The sequence below is a fragment of the Bacillus sp. JAS24-2 genome (assembly GCF_008274905.1).
GTDB lineage: Bacteria > Bacillota > Bacilli > Bacillales > Bacillaceae_G > Bacillus_A > Bacillus_A cereus.
In genome coordinates, this window is the sequence record NZ_CP031068.1 from 702,196 (window position 1) to 717,500 (window position 15,305).

A 15,305-nucleotide genomic window follows, 5' to 3' on the forward strand; every position below is an offset into this window, starting at 1 on the left:
AAACTTAACAATTCACGTTATAATAACATTTAATTTGGTGAAGAAGGGGAGAAGAGAAATGGATGTTGCAAAGGAACTTGTTTTGTCAAAAAATCAGTTGGTTGAGTGGAGAAGGCATTTTCATAAGTATCCAGAGTTATCTTTTCAAGAAGAGAAAACATCGCAGTTTGTGTTCGATATACTTCGGAAATTCCCATATTTAGAAGTGTCACGGCCGACTAAATATAGTGTGATGGCAAAGTTAGTAGGTAAACATCCGGGCAAAACAGTTGCGATTCGAGCCGATATGGATGCTCTTCCTATTCATGAAGAAAATGAGTTTGATTTTATTTCTATATATAAAGGTGTAATGCATGCATGTGGTCATGATGGACATATAGCGATATTACTTGGGGTTGTACATAAGTTAGTAGAAGAAAGAGAGAAAATTAAAGGGGAGATTCGTTTTCTATTCCAACATGCTGAAGAGAATTTTCCTGGTGGTGCAGAGGAGATGGTTGCTGCAGGTGTAATGGAAGGTGTGGATTATATTATTGGTGCTCACCTTTGGGCGTCATTAGAGGTTGGGAAAATAGGTGTTATTTATGGCCCTGCAATGGCTGCACCGGATGTTTTTAAAATTAAGATAGAGGGAAAAGGTGGACATGCTGGAATCCCTCATGAAACGGTGGATAGTATTGCAATTGGAACACAAGTCGTTTCGCAACTTCAGCAAATTGTATCTCGCCTCACGAATCCATTAGATTCTCTCGTAATATCTGTTACACAATTTCATGCGGGGACAACTCATAATGTAATACCAGAGCAAGCCGAGATTGAAGGGACAGTAAGAAGTTTAAGACATGAATTACGAGGTGAAACAGAGAAGAAGATTGAGCGGATTGTGAAGCATATTACGGAATCTTACGGAGCGAAATATACATTTTCATATGAATATGGGTATCAACCAGTTGTAAATGACTATGAAGCTACAGAGCTTATTGAACAAACGGCATTACAACTTTATGGAAGGGATAGAGTTGTTCGTTTACAGCCGACTATGGCTGGAGAAGATTTTTCAGCGTTTTTACAAAAGGCACCGGGGACATTCTTTTTTATCGGAGCGGGAAATAAAGAGAAAGGTATTATATATCCTCACCATCACCCTCGTTTTACGATTGACGAAGATGCATTGCCGATTGGAGTGGAAGTCTTTGTATCAGCCATTATGAACTTTATAAGTAAAGGAGAATGAGATGAAGAAAATACACATTCTAGCGCTTATCCCAGTTCTTTGTTTAGTAGTTGGGCCAATATTTGCGAATTCAGTTACTCCTTACGTATTAGGGATGCCATTTTTATTATTTTGGGTATTATTATCAGTGTTTATTACATCTTTTTGTATGGGGCTTGTGTACGTGTTTGATCCTGCTAATAAGGAGGATGTAAAATGACTGCATTACTTATCATTATTTTATTTTTGTTTCTCGCACTATTTTTAGGGATTCGGGCACAACATGGAAAAGATATGAATTTAGAGCAATGGTCAGTTGGGGGAAGAGGATTTGGCACTATTTTTGTTTTTCTCCTTATGGCAGGTGAAATTTATACGACGTTTACATTTTTGGGAGGAAGTGGCTGGGCATATAGTAAAGGAGCACCTACCTTTTATATTTTAGGTTATGGCGCTTTAGCTTATCTTTTATCGTATTTTTTATTGCCACCGATTTGGAAGTATGCGAAAGAGCATAACCTTGTTTCACAGTCGGATTTTTTTGCGAAGAAATATAGAAGTAAAGCGCTTGGACTTATTGTTTCGATTGTTGGTGTTGTTTCCATCATCCCATATCTTGTTTTACAGTTAAAAGGACTGGGAATTATCGTTTCAGAAGCTTCTTACGGAAGGGTGTCACCTGTTGTTGCGGTTTGGATTGGTGCTATTGTTATAACTATATATGTAATGGTTTCAGGTATACATGGTTCGGCTTGGACGGCCGCTTTGAAGGATATTATGATACTGTTTATCGTTATGTTTTTAGGTATATATTTACCGTATCATTATTATGGAGGATTTCAGCCGATGTTTGAGGCTGTAGAGGCAGCGAAACCGGGATTTTTATCTTTATCTGAAGAAGGAATGAGTATTTCTTGGTTTGTTTCTACTATTATATTAACGGCCCTCGGTTTCTATATGTGGCCTCATACATTTGCTTCTGCTTTTTCTGCAAAAAATGAAAAAGTATTTCGTAAAAATGCAGCAATTATGCCATTGTATTCTTTAGTTTTACTTTTCGTATTTTTTGCAGGATTTGCTGCTATATTACAGGTTCCGGGATTAAAAGGAGCGGATGTAGACCTTTCATTGTTCAGACTTGCTCTTCAAACGTTTGACCCTTGGTTTATTGGAATTATTGGTAGTGCGGGAGTATTAACGGCATTGGTTCCGGGTTCGATGCTTGTTATGGCGGCTTCTACACTGTTAGCGAAAAATATTTATCGAACGATAGTTCCATCTGCTTCAGATAGACAAGTTGCTAAGATGGCAAAATTATTTGTGCCTGTAGTAACGCTCGTGGCAGTTTTATTTACATTTAAAGGAGGAGAAACGATAGGAGCGCTTCTATTAATGGGATACAGTATTGTTACACAACTTTTCCCTGCACTTGTATGTAGCTTGTTTCCACGCCAAATTATTACGAAGCAAGGAGCGATTGCAGGAATAGGAGTTGGGCTGTTAGTGATCGCATATATTACCTTATCTGGTTCAACTATAGCCACAATGTTTCCGAGTTTCCCGCAGTATATAAAAGATTTGAATGTAGGCATAGTCGCATTGTTAATTAATATGATTGTGATGTTTGTAGTTAGTGGATTTACAAAAAGTGTATCTATAAAGAAAAACAATATAATAGTAGAAAAGTAATTCGTTTATCCCGCATTAACGGGCAGTAAGACCCTCAACTCAAAATTCAGCGGAAGCAAAGAAGTTAGGTAGGGGCCCTGCTGCCTGTAAAAGTCCGATTGGTGAGGGCTGATTAAAGTTTTACTTTATTAGAGCTATCTTTGAAAAGAGATAGCTCTTTTTTGTATATATTTTCTTCAATTAGCGGAATCTAACTAAAAACTTGTTGAAAAGGAAGTTAGGTGGGGAAATTGTTAGAGCTTGAAGGTAACTTATTTGAAGTTATGAAAGAAATTAGGGATGAGTTAGGTTCACCTAATGATTTAACAATTAGAGAAGTTGTTCTTGCTGGGAGTTTTACACGTTGTGCGGTTGTGTTTTTATGTGGGTTAACAGACAAGGATAATGTTTATAAATATGTAGTTCGTACTCTTCAATATGAAGAAGTGCAAAATGAAGCGGCTGTCGTTCAGACGTTATTGGATCGTTTTATTTCTATTGCGGAAGTGGGTAAGAAGACAACGTTTCCGGATATTATAAATGCGATTTTAGCGGGAGATACAGTTATATTAATTGATAATATTCAAACTGCTATCGTTATTAATAGTAGGGCTTGGGAGAAGAGAAGTTTAGAGCCACCAGTGACAGAAGATTTAATACGCGGACCGAGAGTTGGATTAAATGAAGATATTAATGTGAATAAAATGTTAATCCGACGCAGTTTACGCGATCCAAAGTTGAGGTTCCAATCTTATATTATGGGGAAGCGATCGCAGAAAGAAGTAACCCTAGTATATATAGAAGATATTATTAATCCTCACATTGTAAAAGAGTTAGATCGCCGTCTTCAATCAATAGTGACAGATGTTATTTTGGAAACAGGTACGATTGAACAATTAATTCAGGATAATAATTTATCTCCATTTCCACAGTTTTTGAATACAGAGAGGCCAGATAATATTATAGCGTCATTAGCGAAGGGAAAAGCGGCCATTTTAGTAGACGGATCTCCGTTTGCTCTTATTGCACCGCTTGTGTTTGTTGATATTTTTCAATCTGTAGAAGATCATTACGAGCGCTGGGTGATTGGAACGTTACTAAGATTTTTACGTATGGGTTCAGGTATAATCGCGGTTTTGTTACCAGCTATGTATGTAGCACTTGTATCTTATCATCAAGGACTTATTCCTTCTAAACTGGCTTATTCAATTGCAGGTGCGAGGGAAGGTGTTCCGTTTCCAGCATATATTGAAACGTTAATGATGGCCTTGACTATGGAATTAATACGAGAAGCTGGAATCCGATTGCCGAAACCGATGGGGCAAACGATAGGGATTGTAGGAGGTCTTGTAATTGGAGAAGCTGCGGTAAATGCAGGGATTGTAAATCCGTTTTTAGTTATTATTATTGCAGTTACTGCGATTGCTACGTTCTCGCTTCCTGTATATAGTATTACGATTACGTTCCGAATTTTACTTTTCGTCTTTGTATTAGCTGCAACGGCTTTTGGACTGTATGGGATCATTCTAGCTCTGATTGCACTTGCTATTCATATTACAAATTTAACAAGTGTTGGTATACCGTATACAACTCCCATTGCTCCTGCATTTTATAAAGATTGGAAAGAAGAATTTATTCGCATGCCAAAATCGATGTTGAAAGATAGACCAGAGTACTTACAAACAAAAGATTCTACAATACGTCCAAAGGAGCGAAAATAAGTGAAACCATTTGAGTATGGCGATGAAGAGATTGGATCTCGGGAAATTGGGTTTGCGGTATCATCGACCATTATTGGTATAGGGGCATTGTCTATGCCGAGAGATATCGCTAACCAAACTTTATTTTCGGACGGTTGGATTATCTTGCTTTTGGGTGGATTGATTTGCGCAGTTTTAGGCTGGTTTGTGACGAGAGTGGCTATCTTATTTCCAAAACAAAATTTTGTTCAATATACGAGTGCGCATTTGACGAAGCCTGTTGCATACACAATTAGTTGTATTTTAGTATTAACGTTTGCTGCTTTGACAGCATATGAATCGCGAATGATTTCAGTTATTTCTCAAACGTATTTATTTAGTGATACACCAATACAACTACTGTCTTTCTTCTTCTTATTAGTTGTTATTTATGGAATAGCAGGATCAAGAGCAGCCTTATTAAGGTTAAATGTTTTATTCTTACCTATTGTTTTAATTGCGATAGTACTTCTTTCTTTATTGAATATAAATTTAATGGAAATAAATAATTTACTACCAGCTTTTCAAACGAAAGTAAGTCAATATGCTGTTGGAGTTAAAAATTCTATTTTTACGTTTATTGGATTTGAAGTAGCTTTATTTTATGCGGTGTTGCTGAATGATAAGACAGCGAAAAAAGCGCCGATGGCAGTCGCGAAAGCGGTGATGGTAAACGTGCTGTCATACATTTTAATTTATGTAACTTGTATTAGTGTTTTTACGTATATGACAACACGTGGATTGACATATCCAACAATTGAATTAGGGAAAGAAATTGAAATTGGTGGAGGATTTTTAGAAAGGTTTGATGCGATTTTTTTTACGACTTGGATTATTACTATTTATAACACGACAGCAATGTACTATGATGTCGCATCTTTATTGTTTTGTGCTATGTTTCCGAAAGTGAAGAAACATATTTTTATTTTCGTAAGTGCCCCAATTATTTTTATGGCGAATATGATACCTAGTAGTTTGAATGCTTTATCAAGTTATGGGACTTATTTAGCTTGGATAGATATGGGGTGTGTTGTGTTAGCACCTTTGCTCGTTTTAATTGTATATAAAATAAAAAGAAGGAATGGTGGAAATGAAACACCTTCTTAAAATTATAATGGTTATGGCTTTAACTGGATTTATGAGTGGGTGTTCTGAGTTAGAAGAGATAGAAGAAAGAGGATTTGTAGTAGGAGCGGCTTACGATATCGTGAAGGAGAAGAAAGCGAATCCAATTATGAAAGGGACCTATCAGATGGTACTCCCCAGTAAATTGTCTCAACAGGGTGGACAAGGGGGTGGGGATAGCGAAAATTATATTAATGTTAGTGCAAAAGCAGATAGTGTATTTGAACAAATAAGAATAATCGCTAAAAAAATTAGCCGTACATTATTTTTCCCTCATATACAAGTGATTATTTTCTCTGAAGAATTACTTTCACATCCATACATTTTACAAAATACGTTAGATGTATATATTCGCGATCATGAAATGAGAAGAAATATTCGTTTGTTCGTTTCTAAGAAAAATGCAGAAGCTATTTTAAAACAAAGTGCCAAGCCTGAAAATTTACCGGCGCAGTATATTGATATGTTAGCTGAACACCCTCCGAAAAATGCCCAAATGATTGAGGCTGCAAGAATTGGGGAGGTACAGGAGAAGATGATCTCTAACCGCAGTTTTGTATTACCTATTCTTGAACTGACAAAACAAGGGGTACAAATGAACGGTGCAGCATTGTTTCGTGGAAAGGATAATAAATGTGTAGGCAATTTGAGTGGGGAAGAAACATTAGGGATGAATTATATAATAGGCAAAAAAATTGGAGGTTTTTTTACGATTCGTAAAAAAAATCAACTTATTACATATGAAATTCATAAGTTGCGTCGAAAAATTAAAGTATCTACAACGAATGCTACAAAACCAAAGTTTGATATTCATTTATCTCTGGAAGGCACATTGGCTGAGTTGCATTTCAGTGATCATAAAAAGGTTTTGAATGAAAAGCGTTTAGAGAAGGATATATCGGAAGAAATGGAGGAGCGTATTCAAAAATCGATTAAGCTTGTTCAAAAAAAATATAAGGTAGATGTATTAGAGTTAGGGGAAGTGTATAAGCGACATAATTATAAAGAGTGGACAAAAATAAGTAAGAATTGGGATCAAGGCGAAAATTACTTTAGTAATGCTGAAATTACTGTTCATGTTCATCCAACAATTGAACATTCAGGTTCAGCTTTACCGAAAAGAGTGAAATAAGGTGATGAAAGTTGTTTACTGGATTAGGAATTAGTTGCACGATATTAATGGCAGTTCTTCCAGGAACTATATATTTTATTCATAAAAAACTCACAACGTATGGAGCACAGCCGTGGAATACTGATGTGCAAAAAAAGAAACCTGAATAATTTCAGGTTTCTTTCGTGCAAAGCATATGTGAAGGGGGATACCTTCTATGTATGCTTTGCTTTATACAAGCCCTAACCAATGTACCAATTGTGTAGAGAGGAATGTAACAACAATGGCGATAATGGTAGGGATTGCAAACGATAAGAATGTCCATTTTGTACTTTTTGTTTCTTTGTATATATTAACAAGTGTTGTTCCGCACGGGAAATGAAGAAGTGAGAACAACATTGTGTTTAACGCTGTTAACCAAGTCCAACCATTTTCTAGGAATAGATTTTTAATTTGATTAAAATCATCTATTTCAGTTAAAGCCCCAGTTGATAAGTAAGACATTAATAAAATTGGGATTACAATTTCATTAGCGGGTAGTCCAAGAATGAATGCAGCTAGAATAAACCCGTCAAGTCCTAACATTTTAGCAAATGGATCTAGGAAGTTTACAAAATACATAAGTAAGCTTGTGTCACCGATAAAAATGTTAGCAAGTAACCAAGTTAATGCAGCCGCAGGGGCAGCAACAACTATAGCTCGTTTTAAAACATAGATTGATTTATCGAGTGTTGCGCGAACAATGGTATTCCAAACTTTTGGCTTGCGGTACGGAGGTAACTCAAGTGTGTAGTGAGTTGGAATCCCTTTTAAGGCTGTCTTTGATAGTACCCAAGAAACAGTTAATGTCATAATAACACCAATTACAACCATTCCAACTACAACGCCAGCAGTAACCAATGTTTGCATACTGCCTGTATAACCAGCAGCCATAAATAGTGAAGCCATTAAAATTAACATAGGCCAGCGACCGTTACAAGGAACGAAGTTGTTCGTTAAAATTGCTAGCATACGTTCACGTGGTGATTCAATGATACGTGTTGACATAATGGCTGCTGCATTACAACCAAATCCCATTGCCATTGTTAAAGATTGTTTCCCGTGTGCGCCGGATCGTTTGAATAAGCGGTCCATATTAAACGCGACACGTGGTAAGTATCCGTAGTTTTCTAATAGCGCGAACATAGGGAAAAAGATTGCCATAGGTGGTAACATAACGCTAATAACAGCACCGATACCACGGAACAAACCAAGTATTAAAATGCCATGTAACCATTCAGGTGCATGCGCTGCTTGGAACCAAGATGTTAAATATCCTTCGGCCCATCCGAAGAATTCGGCAATCATATCAGATGGTACGTTAGCGCCTGCAATTGTAAGATAAAAAATAATAGATAAAATACCGAGCATAATTGGGAATCCCCAGATTGGAGATGTGAAAATTTTATCTAGTTTTTCGGAACGATATAATTTATCAGTATTTGTATATTGGACAGATTCTTTACATATGCTTGCAGATGTTCGGTAAATATCTCCGACTATATCATCTCGTATATCTTCTTTTGAAAGTGTTTGTGCATGTTGAATAATATAGTCTAATGGAAGAGCTTTACTGGCTGAGTGAGATTCCATTAATTACGACCTCCCTTACAAGTGGTTCATTATGGTGTTTTTGAAGTGTAGTTAAGAAATTTTTATCTCCATCTAATATACGTAACGCAATCCAACGTGCTGGATACGTATCACCGAACACTTTATAAATTTGTGGTTCTAATTCCTGAATCATATTTTCAATTTTTTCGCTGTAAGTAATTTTAATTGGTGTTGGAATTAGTTTTTTATTTGCTACTCTTGCAATAACATTTAGCAAATGACCAATACCTACTCGGTTACGTGCTGAAATTTTAACGACAGGTACACCAAGTGATTTTGCTAATTTCTTTTCATCGATAACAATCCCTTTTTTCTCGGCTTCATCAATTAAGTTAATGCAAATGACTACATTATTTGTCATCTCCATCACCTGGAGTGCTAAATTTAAATTTCTTTCCATAGCAGTTGCGTCTATAACAACTACAGTTACTTCTGGTTTTTCAAATATAATATAATCCCTCGCTACTTCTTCGTCTGCGGAATTTGAGTATAGTGAGTAAGTTCCCGGTAAATCTATTAATGTATAATTACTTCCGTTATGTTCATATTCTCCTTCAGCTTTTAAAACAGTTTTTCCCGTCCAGTTTCCAGTATGTTGTTTTAAGCCTGTTAAAGTATTAAATAATGTACTTTTCCCTGTATTCGGGTTACCAGCTAAAGCGATACGATGTTTGCTCATCTGAAATCATCTCCTATTAATACCCCGAAAATAAGGGAGCTTTCTTCTTTACGCAGTGCAATAGTTGTGTTGCTCACTTGATAAGCGACCGGATCTCCAAGTGGACTGCGTTGCAATACTTTAATCGTCGCCCCCGGGATAAATCCCAAATCTAATAAGCGTCGTTTCATAGTTCCTTCTAATTGTATCTTCTCAATTTGTACAAACTCTCCTATTTTAAATTCGGAAAGTGGTTTTATATTAGCCGATACCATAAAAGTTACCTCATCTCTATATTTTTAGTTTGAGTTTAAAAAGTTTCCTAAGGTAAACTTTTTGTTAGTAATATAGTAGACTACATTGGATTATGTTGTCAATTAGTACTTTAAAAATATTCATTTATTTTTAGAATTGTTCCAATTTATTTAGTTGTACTAAAAAATATTACTGAAATTATTTTTAATGTGCATAAATTAGGTGTGTAAAAATTACAAAATACAGCGGAATTGTAAATGTAACTTTAACGAAAAGGGAAAAAGAGAGAAAAACATTTACATTGAATTTACATTGTTAAGAATATATTTACATTGCAGCGTAGTTAGTGTGGTTTTTGTTGGGTTATTTAACTATAAATGTTGGGATTTCTGGCTTTTAAGGATTATTATCGTCATTTACTTAAAATTAAAAATTGCTTAACACTCACATAATATTGTTGTCCTACAATGAATTTGTGTTCGAAAGAAAATGAATTCGAAAAGTGATAATCCAAATGGGGGTACAAGACATGGTTATGAAAAAAGGTATTAAATTTTCTTTAGCAGCTTTAGTGGTAGCAGGAGCATTAGTTGGTTGTGGGAAAGCAGAAGATACAACTAGTAAAGAAACTGCTAAAGGAAGCGATAATACAAAACAAGAATTATCAGGTACGATTGCAGCGGCTGGTTCTACAGCTCTTCTACCTCTTGCGGAGGAAGCTGGAAAGAAATTCATGGAGAAAAATTCAAAAGTTTCTATTCAAGTTCAAGGTGGCGGTAGTGGAACTGGGATTAACCAAGTAGCATCTGGTGCAGTGCAAATTGGTAATTCAGATGTTCCGTCCGGAGATAAAATAAAAGATGCTGAAAAGGCGAAAGAATTAGTAGATAACAAGGTAGCGGGTATTGCATTCGCTCTTGTCGTAAATAAAGATGTAAAAGTTGATAACTTAACAATGCAACAAGTACAAGATATCTTCACTGGAAAAGTAACAAACTGGAAAGAAGTAGGCGGAAAAGATGAAAAAATCAATGTAATTAATCGTCCGGCTTCATCTGGTACACGTGCTACATTTGAAAAAACGATTATGAAAGACGCGAAAATTAATGATGGAACTGGTACAACACAAGATTCTAACGGTGCAGTAGAGCAAGCGATTAACTCTACTCCTGGTTCGGTGAGTTATTTAGCAATGTCTTACATGGTCGGCGAGAAAAAAGGCGCACTACAAACAGTGAAAATTGATGGTGCTGAACCGAAAGTTGAAAACATTGCGTCTGGTAAATATCCATTCTGGTCTTACGAATATATGGTAACAAAAGGTGAAGCGAAGGAAGCGACGAAAGCTTACATCGATTATGTAAAAGGTAAAGATTTTGAAAAGAAAGTAGAAGATATGGGCTACATTCCAATGTCTAAATTAAATAAGTAATAAAATTTTATGGGGCTGGCTGCAAGGCCAGTCCTGTTCATTTCAATCTGTGAAGTGGGGTCTGTCCTGTGATGAAGGGGAAAAAACAAATTAATTACGTAAAAAGTGAATATATAGGAAGATCACTTGTTACGTTTTGTGGTATTTTTATTGTTTTAATTACATTAGCTATTATTGCGTTTATTTGTGGGAAAGGTATTCAATCTTTTACACAAAGTGGTATCTCATTTACTGAGATGTTAACATCGACAAAATGGAATCCAAATGCTGATCAAGGATCCTTCGGGGCTTTAATTTTCATTGTAGGTTCAACGGTGGTTTCGTTAGGTGCGGTTATTATTAGTGCACCAATTGCTATAGCTCTTGCTATATTCATGAATTTAATTTCGCCAAAGTTTGGAAATAAAGTATTGAAGCCTGTTCTAGAATTGTTAGTTGGTATTCCTTCGGTTGTATACGGTTTATTAGGTGTTACGATTTTAGTACCACTATTACGTGATTCGTTTGGGGGAGTAGGCTTTAGCTTAATTGCAGGTATTGTTGTATTAAGTATTATGATTTTACCTACTATTGCTAGTATCGCTTCTGATGCAATACGTTCTGTTCCATTTGATTATTTAGAAGCTTCTTATGGTCTAGGATCAACGAAATGGCAAGCGATTAGCCGAGTAATTGTTCCTGCTGCGAAGAAAGGGATTTTAACAGGTGTTGTTTTAGGTTTAGCGCGTGCTTTTGGTGAAGCGCTAGCGGTTCAAATGGTAATCGGGAATACGATTAAATTACCAGAAGGAATATATAGTCCGACAGCGACGTTAACTGGTATTTTAACAATGGACATGACGAATACATTGAACGGAACTGCTTGGAACAATGCGCTATGGACTTTAGCGATGATTTTACTTGTTATTTCATTCCTGTTTATTTTAGTAATTCGAGCGATTGGGCAAAGAGGTGAGCGATAATAATGAATGCAAGAACGGTAAATAAAGTTTGGACAGGTATCTTTTATGCGGTTGCAGCTTTAGTTGTAGCTTTGCTAGTGTTCTTAGTATTTGAAATTTTACAAAAGGGATGGGGATTTTGGGATCCTAATTTCTTGTTTGGAGAACCAAGCAATACAAGAGCTGGTGGTGGGATTGGTCCGCAGTTATTCAATTCCTTCTACATGCTTGTTATAACGCTTATTATATCTATTCCTCTTGGATTAGGTGCTGGAATATATTTAGCAGAGTACGCAAAACAAGGACGTTTTTTAAATTTTGTTCGTCTATGTATAGAGACGATGGCGTCTTTACCTTCTATTGTTGTTGGTTTATTTGGTTTGTTAGTGTTCGTTACAATGACAGGTTGGGGATACACAGTAATGGGTGGTGCTCTTGCTTTAACTATTTTAAATTTACCAGGTTTAACGCGTGTTTGTGAAAATGCGATTTCAGAAGTTCCTCATAATGTAAAAGAGGCAAGTCTTGGATTAGGTGCAACGAAGTGGCAAACAATCGCTCGTATTATTATCCCATCGTCATTACCACAAATTATTACAGGGATTATTTTAGCGGCGGGTCGTATATTTGGGGAAGCGGCAGCATTAATTTACACAGCGGGTTTAACATCCCCGATTTTAAATTCAGCAGCGGATTTATCAAGTCCTGCGCATCCTTTAAATCCGTTTAGACCAGCTGAAACATTAGCGGTTCACATTTGGAAATTAAATTCTGAAGGAGTTATTCCAGATGCGAAGTTGATTGCGACAAAATCTGCAGCTGTATTAATTATTATGGTATTACTATTCAATGTTATTTCACGCTTGATAGCATCTATATTACACAAGCGCTTTACAGGAACGAAAAGAAAAAGTAAAACAACGAAAAAGGTGAAAGCGGCATAAATTATAAAGAAGAACTCTCTATTTATAGGTAGGGGGTTCTTTTGTATTTTAATATAGAAGGAATGGATGTAATGATTGTTGAATTTGTGATTAATTATAAAGAAGAACAGATGTAATTTGGATTGTGGATTCTAGTAAACCTATAGAGCAATATGTGGAAAAAATGATGGATTTTATGAATAAATAGAGAGAAGGCGTTATCTTCATTTGTGAAGGTAACGCCTTTTGTTTTTAAATATCAGGTGTTTCTGTAGAAGTGCTTATTTTCCTACGGGAGCGTCTTTTTCTCCCGATTTTATCTAATAGTTCATACATAACTGGAACGACTACTAATGTAAGAGCAGTTGAGACTGCCAAACCGCCGATGACGACGACGGCTAAACTTTTTGATACCATACTTCCTGCTTGGGATTGGCCAAATAGGAGTGGGAGCATAGCAACGATTGTTGTAATAGCTGTCATAATAATTGGGCGTAGTCTAGTAGAACCTGCTTCAAGTAAGGCTTCTCTAGTTTCCATTCCGTGTTCCCGATTTTGTTGGACTCTTTCTATTAATACAATAGCGTTTGTAACAACAATCCCGATTAACATTAATGCGCCGATCAAGGAATTTACATCAACAGGTGTTCGTGAAATGATTAATCCTAAAATACCACCGACAGCAGCTAACGGTAAGGAGAATAGGATTGCAAAAGGAGCACGTGCTTGCCCGAAGGTGATAACCATAATTAAATATACAATCCCGATTGCAATCCCCATAATTTTGAATAAATCTGTAAAATTCTCTTGCATAGATTCAGTAGCTCCTGCGATATTTACTTTTGCACCACTAGGTAAATCTAAGTCAGTCATCGCTTTATTTACTGCTGTGTTTACTTTACTCAAATCTTCATTTGAAGCTTCGGCTGTAATTTGGATTGTTTCTTTTCCGTCTTTATGGAAAATTTCTGTTTGCGTTTGTTTTTCTGAAATAGTTGCGATGTCTTTTAAAGGTATTGGGCCATTAATAGGTGATAGTATGTTTGTATTTAAAATATCTTCTTGTTTATTAATGTTTTCTTTTTTGTGTTCTATCATAATAGTAGCTTTTTCGTTATTAATTGTAATTTCGCCAATAGGTGATTTCTTCATAAGGAATGCTACTTGTTGCGCAGCTATTTCTGGTGTTAAACCTAGTTGTTCAGCCTTTGTTTGATCAATATGAATTTGCCATTCTTTTTTAGAGTCTTCTAAATTTGTTTTTACTTTAGAAAGATCATCCATGCTTTTTAGTTTTGTTTCAACGATAGTAGCCGCCTCTTTTAAATCCGCTTCGTTAGTAGCTGTTACGTTAAATTGTAAGTTATTGCCGCCGCCAGAGCTTGAATAACTTGTTTTTATATAATCAAGTTCAGCAGGCTCAAAAGTTTTATTTTCCTTTTTTAACTCTTTAATATATTGATCAATATCAGAACCTTTTTTAAAGACTACGAATATACTAGCGAGGTTATTTTTAGTTGTTTGCCCCCATTGTGCATCTTCTGCGCTAGATCCCATTCGTAAAATAACGTCTGTTATATCTGAATTAGAAAGTAATTTCTTTTCAAAATCAAATGCTTTTTGTTTTTGAGATTCAGCATTATAATCGGCTGGAAATGTCATGTTAATAGATAACATTGTGTCGTCTTCAGATTTTATGTTTACTTTCGGTAGTAATATATAAGCTGCAATTGATCCTACAAATAATAAAAATGCAGTAAGTAGAATAATGAATTTATGAGAAAGAGCCCACTTTAATGTAGCGACATATCGTGATGAAGAATTTGGCTTTCGATGCTTTGTTTTTTTGAGTAGTAAAAAAGCCATAAGTGGAACAACTGTTAGTGCAACGATTAAGGATGATAGTATAGAATATACAACTGCTAATACCATAGGTAACATTAATTTTCCGATTGCTCCCGCTACGAGGCAGATAGGTAAAAAAACAGCGACCGTTGTTAAAGTAGAAGAAGTAATTGCGACTGCGACTTCTTTCGTTGCATCGAGAATGATATCTTTAGAGAAAGAATCTTTTTGTAAACGGCGGAAAATATTCTCGATGACAACGATACTATCATCGACGAGACGTCCAACCGCAACAGCTAAACCACCGAGGGTTAAAATGTTAAGCGTAATGTTAGATTGATGTAGTAAAAAGAGTGTTAATAAAATAGATAATGGAATACTGACAACAGCGATGAGTGTTGTTCGGAAGTTACGTAAAAAGATTAAGATAATTAGAGTTGCAGCAATTGCTCCAAGTATTACTTCTTTTCCCATGCTAGTAACAGCATTTTCAACTTGTTCATGGGTTGAAGCCAAAAGTTTAATAGAAAATTGATCTTTATATTCCTTATCTATCTCTTTAACTTTTTTATCAATCTCTTTTCCAATGGCAACTGCATTTTTACTCGGTTCTTTCATGATGATTAATCCTGTGCCTTCTTCTCCGTTTATATGTGAGATTGTATCGTAGTGTTGTTTAATTTCAATTTGAGCAATGTCTTGCAATTTCACTTGGGGTGCCACAGTGATGTTTTTAATGTCA

14 protein-coding genes (1 of these 14 running past the window's edge) are annotated in these 15,305 nt (G+C 35.9%); 10 read left to right on the top strand and 4 right to left on the bottom strand.

The window, feature by feature from the left end; all coding sequences use genetic code 11:
- The first annotated feature begins 58 nt into the window (after positions 1-58).
- The 7 genes from DN407_RS03605 (at position 59) to DN407_RS31485 (ending at position 7,026) form a co-directional block, all read left to right on the top strand.
- Entirely contained in the window at positions 59-1,234 is a 1,176-nt protein-coding gene (locus DN407_RS03605; RefSeq protein ID WP_149216021.1) for an amidohydrolase, read from the top strand.
- A 1-nt stretch (position 1,235) separates the two neighbouring features.
- Positions 1,236-1,433 carry a DUF3311 domain-containing protein gene (locus tag DN407_RS03610; protein ID WP_000719833.1) on the top strand — a complete coding sequence of 66 codons (198 nt, stop codon included), beginning with the start codon at positions 1,236-1,238 and terminating at the stop codon, positions 1,431-1,433.
- A complete protein-coding gene (locus DN407_RS03615) occupies positions 1,430-2,902 on the top strand; it encodes a sodium:solute symporter family protein (RefSeq protein WP_149216022.1) in 1,473 nt (490 codons plus the stop codon). Before DN407_RS03610 ends, DN407_RS03615 begins: the two co-directional genes overlap by 4 nt.
- A gap of 221 nt (positions 2,903-3,123) precedes the next feature.
- Positions 3,124-4,602, top strand: a complete 1,479-nt coding sequence (gene gerLA / locus DN407_RS03620; protein ID WP_139147433.1) for a spore germination protein GerLA — start codon at positions 3,124-3,126, stop codon at positions 4,600-4,602.
- Positions 4,603-5,727, top strand: coding sequence for a spore germination protein GerLB (gerLB, locus tag DN407_RS03625; protein WP_000801992.1), 1,125 nt, complete (start codon positions 4,603-4,605; stop codon positions 5,725-5,727).
- Positions 5,711-6,877 carry a spore germination protein GerLC gene (gerLC, locus tag DN407_RS03630; RefSeq protein WP_000681627.1) on the top strand — a complete coding sequence of 389 codons (1,167 nt, stop codon included), beginning with the start codon at positions 5,711-5,713 and terminating at the stop codon, positions 6,875-6,877. The genes gerLB and gerLC overlap by 17 nt, the downstream gene beginning before the upstream one ends.
- Positions 6,878-6,888: 11 nt before the next feature.
- Positions 6,889-7,026, top strand: a complete 138-nt coding sequence (locus DN407_RS31485; protein ID WP_000493997.1) for a hypothetical protein — start codon at positions 6,889-6,891, stop codon at positions 7,024-7,026.
- 61 nt (positions 7,027-7,087) lie between these two features.
- On the opposite strand, the gene DN407_RS03635 is transcribed toward DN407_RS31485, so the two are convergent.
- The 3 genes from DN407_RS03635 to DN407_RS03645 are packed head-to-tail and all read right to left on the bottom strand — an operon-like array spanning position 7,088 to position 9,442.
- Positions 7,088-8,488 carry a nucleoside recognition domain-containing protein gene (locus DN407_RS03635; RefSeq protein WP_149216023.1) on the bottom strand — a complete coding sequence of 467 codons (1,401 nt, stop codon included), beginning with the start codon at positions 8,486-8,488 and terminating at the stop codon, positions 7,088-7,090.
- Positions 8,466-9,188 carry a FeoB small GTPase domain-containing protein gene (locus DN407_RS03640; RefSeq protein WP_000033868.1) on the bottom strand — a complete coding sequence of 241 codons (723 nt, stop codon included), beginning with the start codon at positions 9,186-9,188 and terminating at the stop codon, positions 8,466-8,468. Before DN407_RS03640 ends, DN407_RS03635 begins: the two co-directional genes overlap by 23 nt.
- Entirely contained in the window at positions 9,185-9,442 is a 258-nt protein-coding gene (locus DN407_RS03645; RefSeq protein WP_000252982.1) for a FeoA family protein, read from the bottom strand. The genes DN407_RS03640 and DN407_RS03645 overlap by 4 nt, the downstream gene beginning before the upstream one ends.
- Positions 9,443-9,951: 509 nt before the next feature.
- Between DN407_RS03645 and DN407_RS03650 the strand changes: the two genes are divergently transcribed.
- From DN407_RS03650 to pstA, 3 genes are all read left to right on the top strand, one after another.
- Entirely contained in the window at positions 9,952-10,854 is a 903-nt protein-coding gene (locus tag DN407_RS03650; RefSeq protein WP_149216024.1) for a phosphate ABC transporter substrate-binding protein PstS family protein, read from the top strand.
- A gap of 71 nt (positions 10,855-10,925) precedes the next feature.
- Positions 10,926-11,816: a phosphate ABC transporter permease subunit PstC gene (gene pstC, locus DN407_RS03655; protein WP_000676676.1), complete on the top strand. Its 891-nt coding sequence runs from the start codon at positions 10,926-10,928 to the stop codon at positions 11,814-11,816.
- Between the two features lie 2 nt (positions 11,817-11,818).
- Positions 11,819-12,739: a phosphate ABC transporter permease PstA gene (pstA, locus tag DN407_RS03660; RefSeq protein ID WP_000994140.1), complete on the top strand. Its 921-nt coding sequence runs from the start codon at positions 11,819-11,821 to the stop codon at positions 12,737-12,739.
- 231 nt (positions 12,740-12,970) lie between these two features.
- Here the strand turns inward: pstA and DN407_RS03665 are convergent, their stop codons facing one another.
- On the bottom strand, positions 12,971-15,305 hold the 3' portion of the coding sequence (locus DN407_RS03665; RefSeq protein ID WP_149216025.1) for an efflux RND transporter permease subunit. 710 nt of this gene lie beyond the right edge of the window; the window shows 2,335 of its 3,045 coding nt (coding positions 711-3,045); the start codon falls outside the window, past its right edge; it ends in the stop codon at positions 12,971-12,973.

Coding starts and splice junctions, on each gene's coding strand:
- DN407_RS03615 (WP_149216022.1), top strand. CDS start 1,430: ATGACTGCATTACTTATCATTATTTTATTTTTGTTTCTCGCACTATTT.
- DN407_RS03640 (WP_000033868.1), bottom strand. CDS start 9,188: ATGAGCAAACATCGTATCGCTTTAGCTGGTAACCCGAATACAGGGAAA.
- DN407_RS03645 (WP_000252982.1), bottom strand. CDS start 9,442: ATGGTATCGGCTAATATAAAACCACTTTCCGAATTTAAAATAGGAGAG.
- gerLC (WP_000681627.1), top strand. CDS start 5,711: ATGAAACACCTTCTTAAAATTATAATGGTTATGGCTTTAACTGGATTT.
- DN407_RS03650 (WP_149216024.1), top strand. CDS start 9,952: ATGGTTATGAAAAAAGGTATTAAATTTTCTTTAGCAGCTTTAGTGGTA.
- DN407_RS03605 (WP_149216021.1), top strand. CDS start 59: ATGGATGTTGCAAAGGAACTTGTTTTGTCAAAAAATCAGTTGGTTGAG.
- DN407_RS03635 (WP_149216023.1), bottom strand. CDS start 8,488: ATGGAATCTCACTCAGCCAGTAAAGCTCTTCCATTAGACTATATTATT.
- pstA (WP_000994140.1), top strand. CDS start 11,819: ATGAATGCAAGAACGGTAAATAAAGTTTGGACAGGTATCTTTTATGCG.
- DN407_RS03610 (WP_000719833.1), top strand. CDS start 1,236: ATGAAGAAAATACACATTCTAGCGCTTATCCCAGTTCTTTGTTTAGTA.
- pstC (WP_000676676.1), top strand. CDS start 10,926: ATGAAGGGGAAAAAACAAATTAATTACGTAAAAAGTGAATATATAGGA.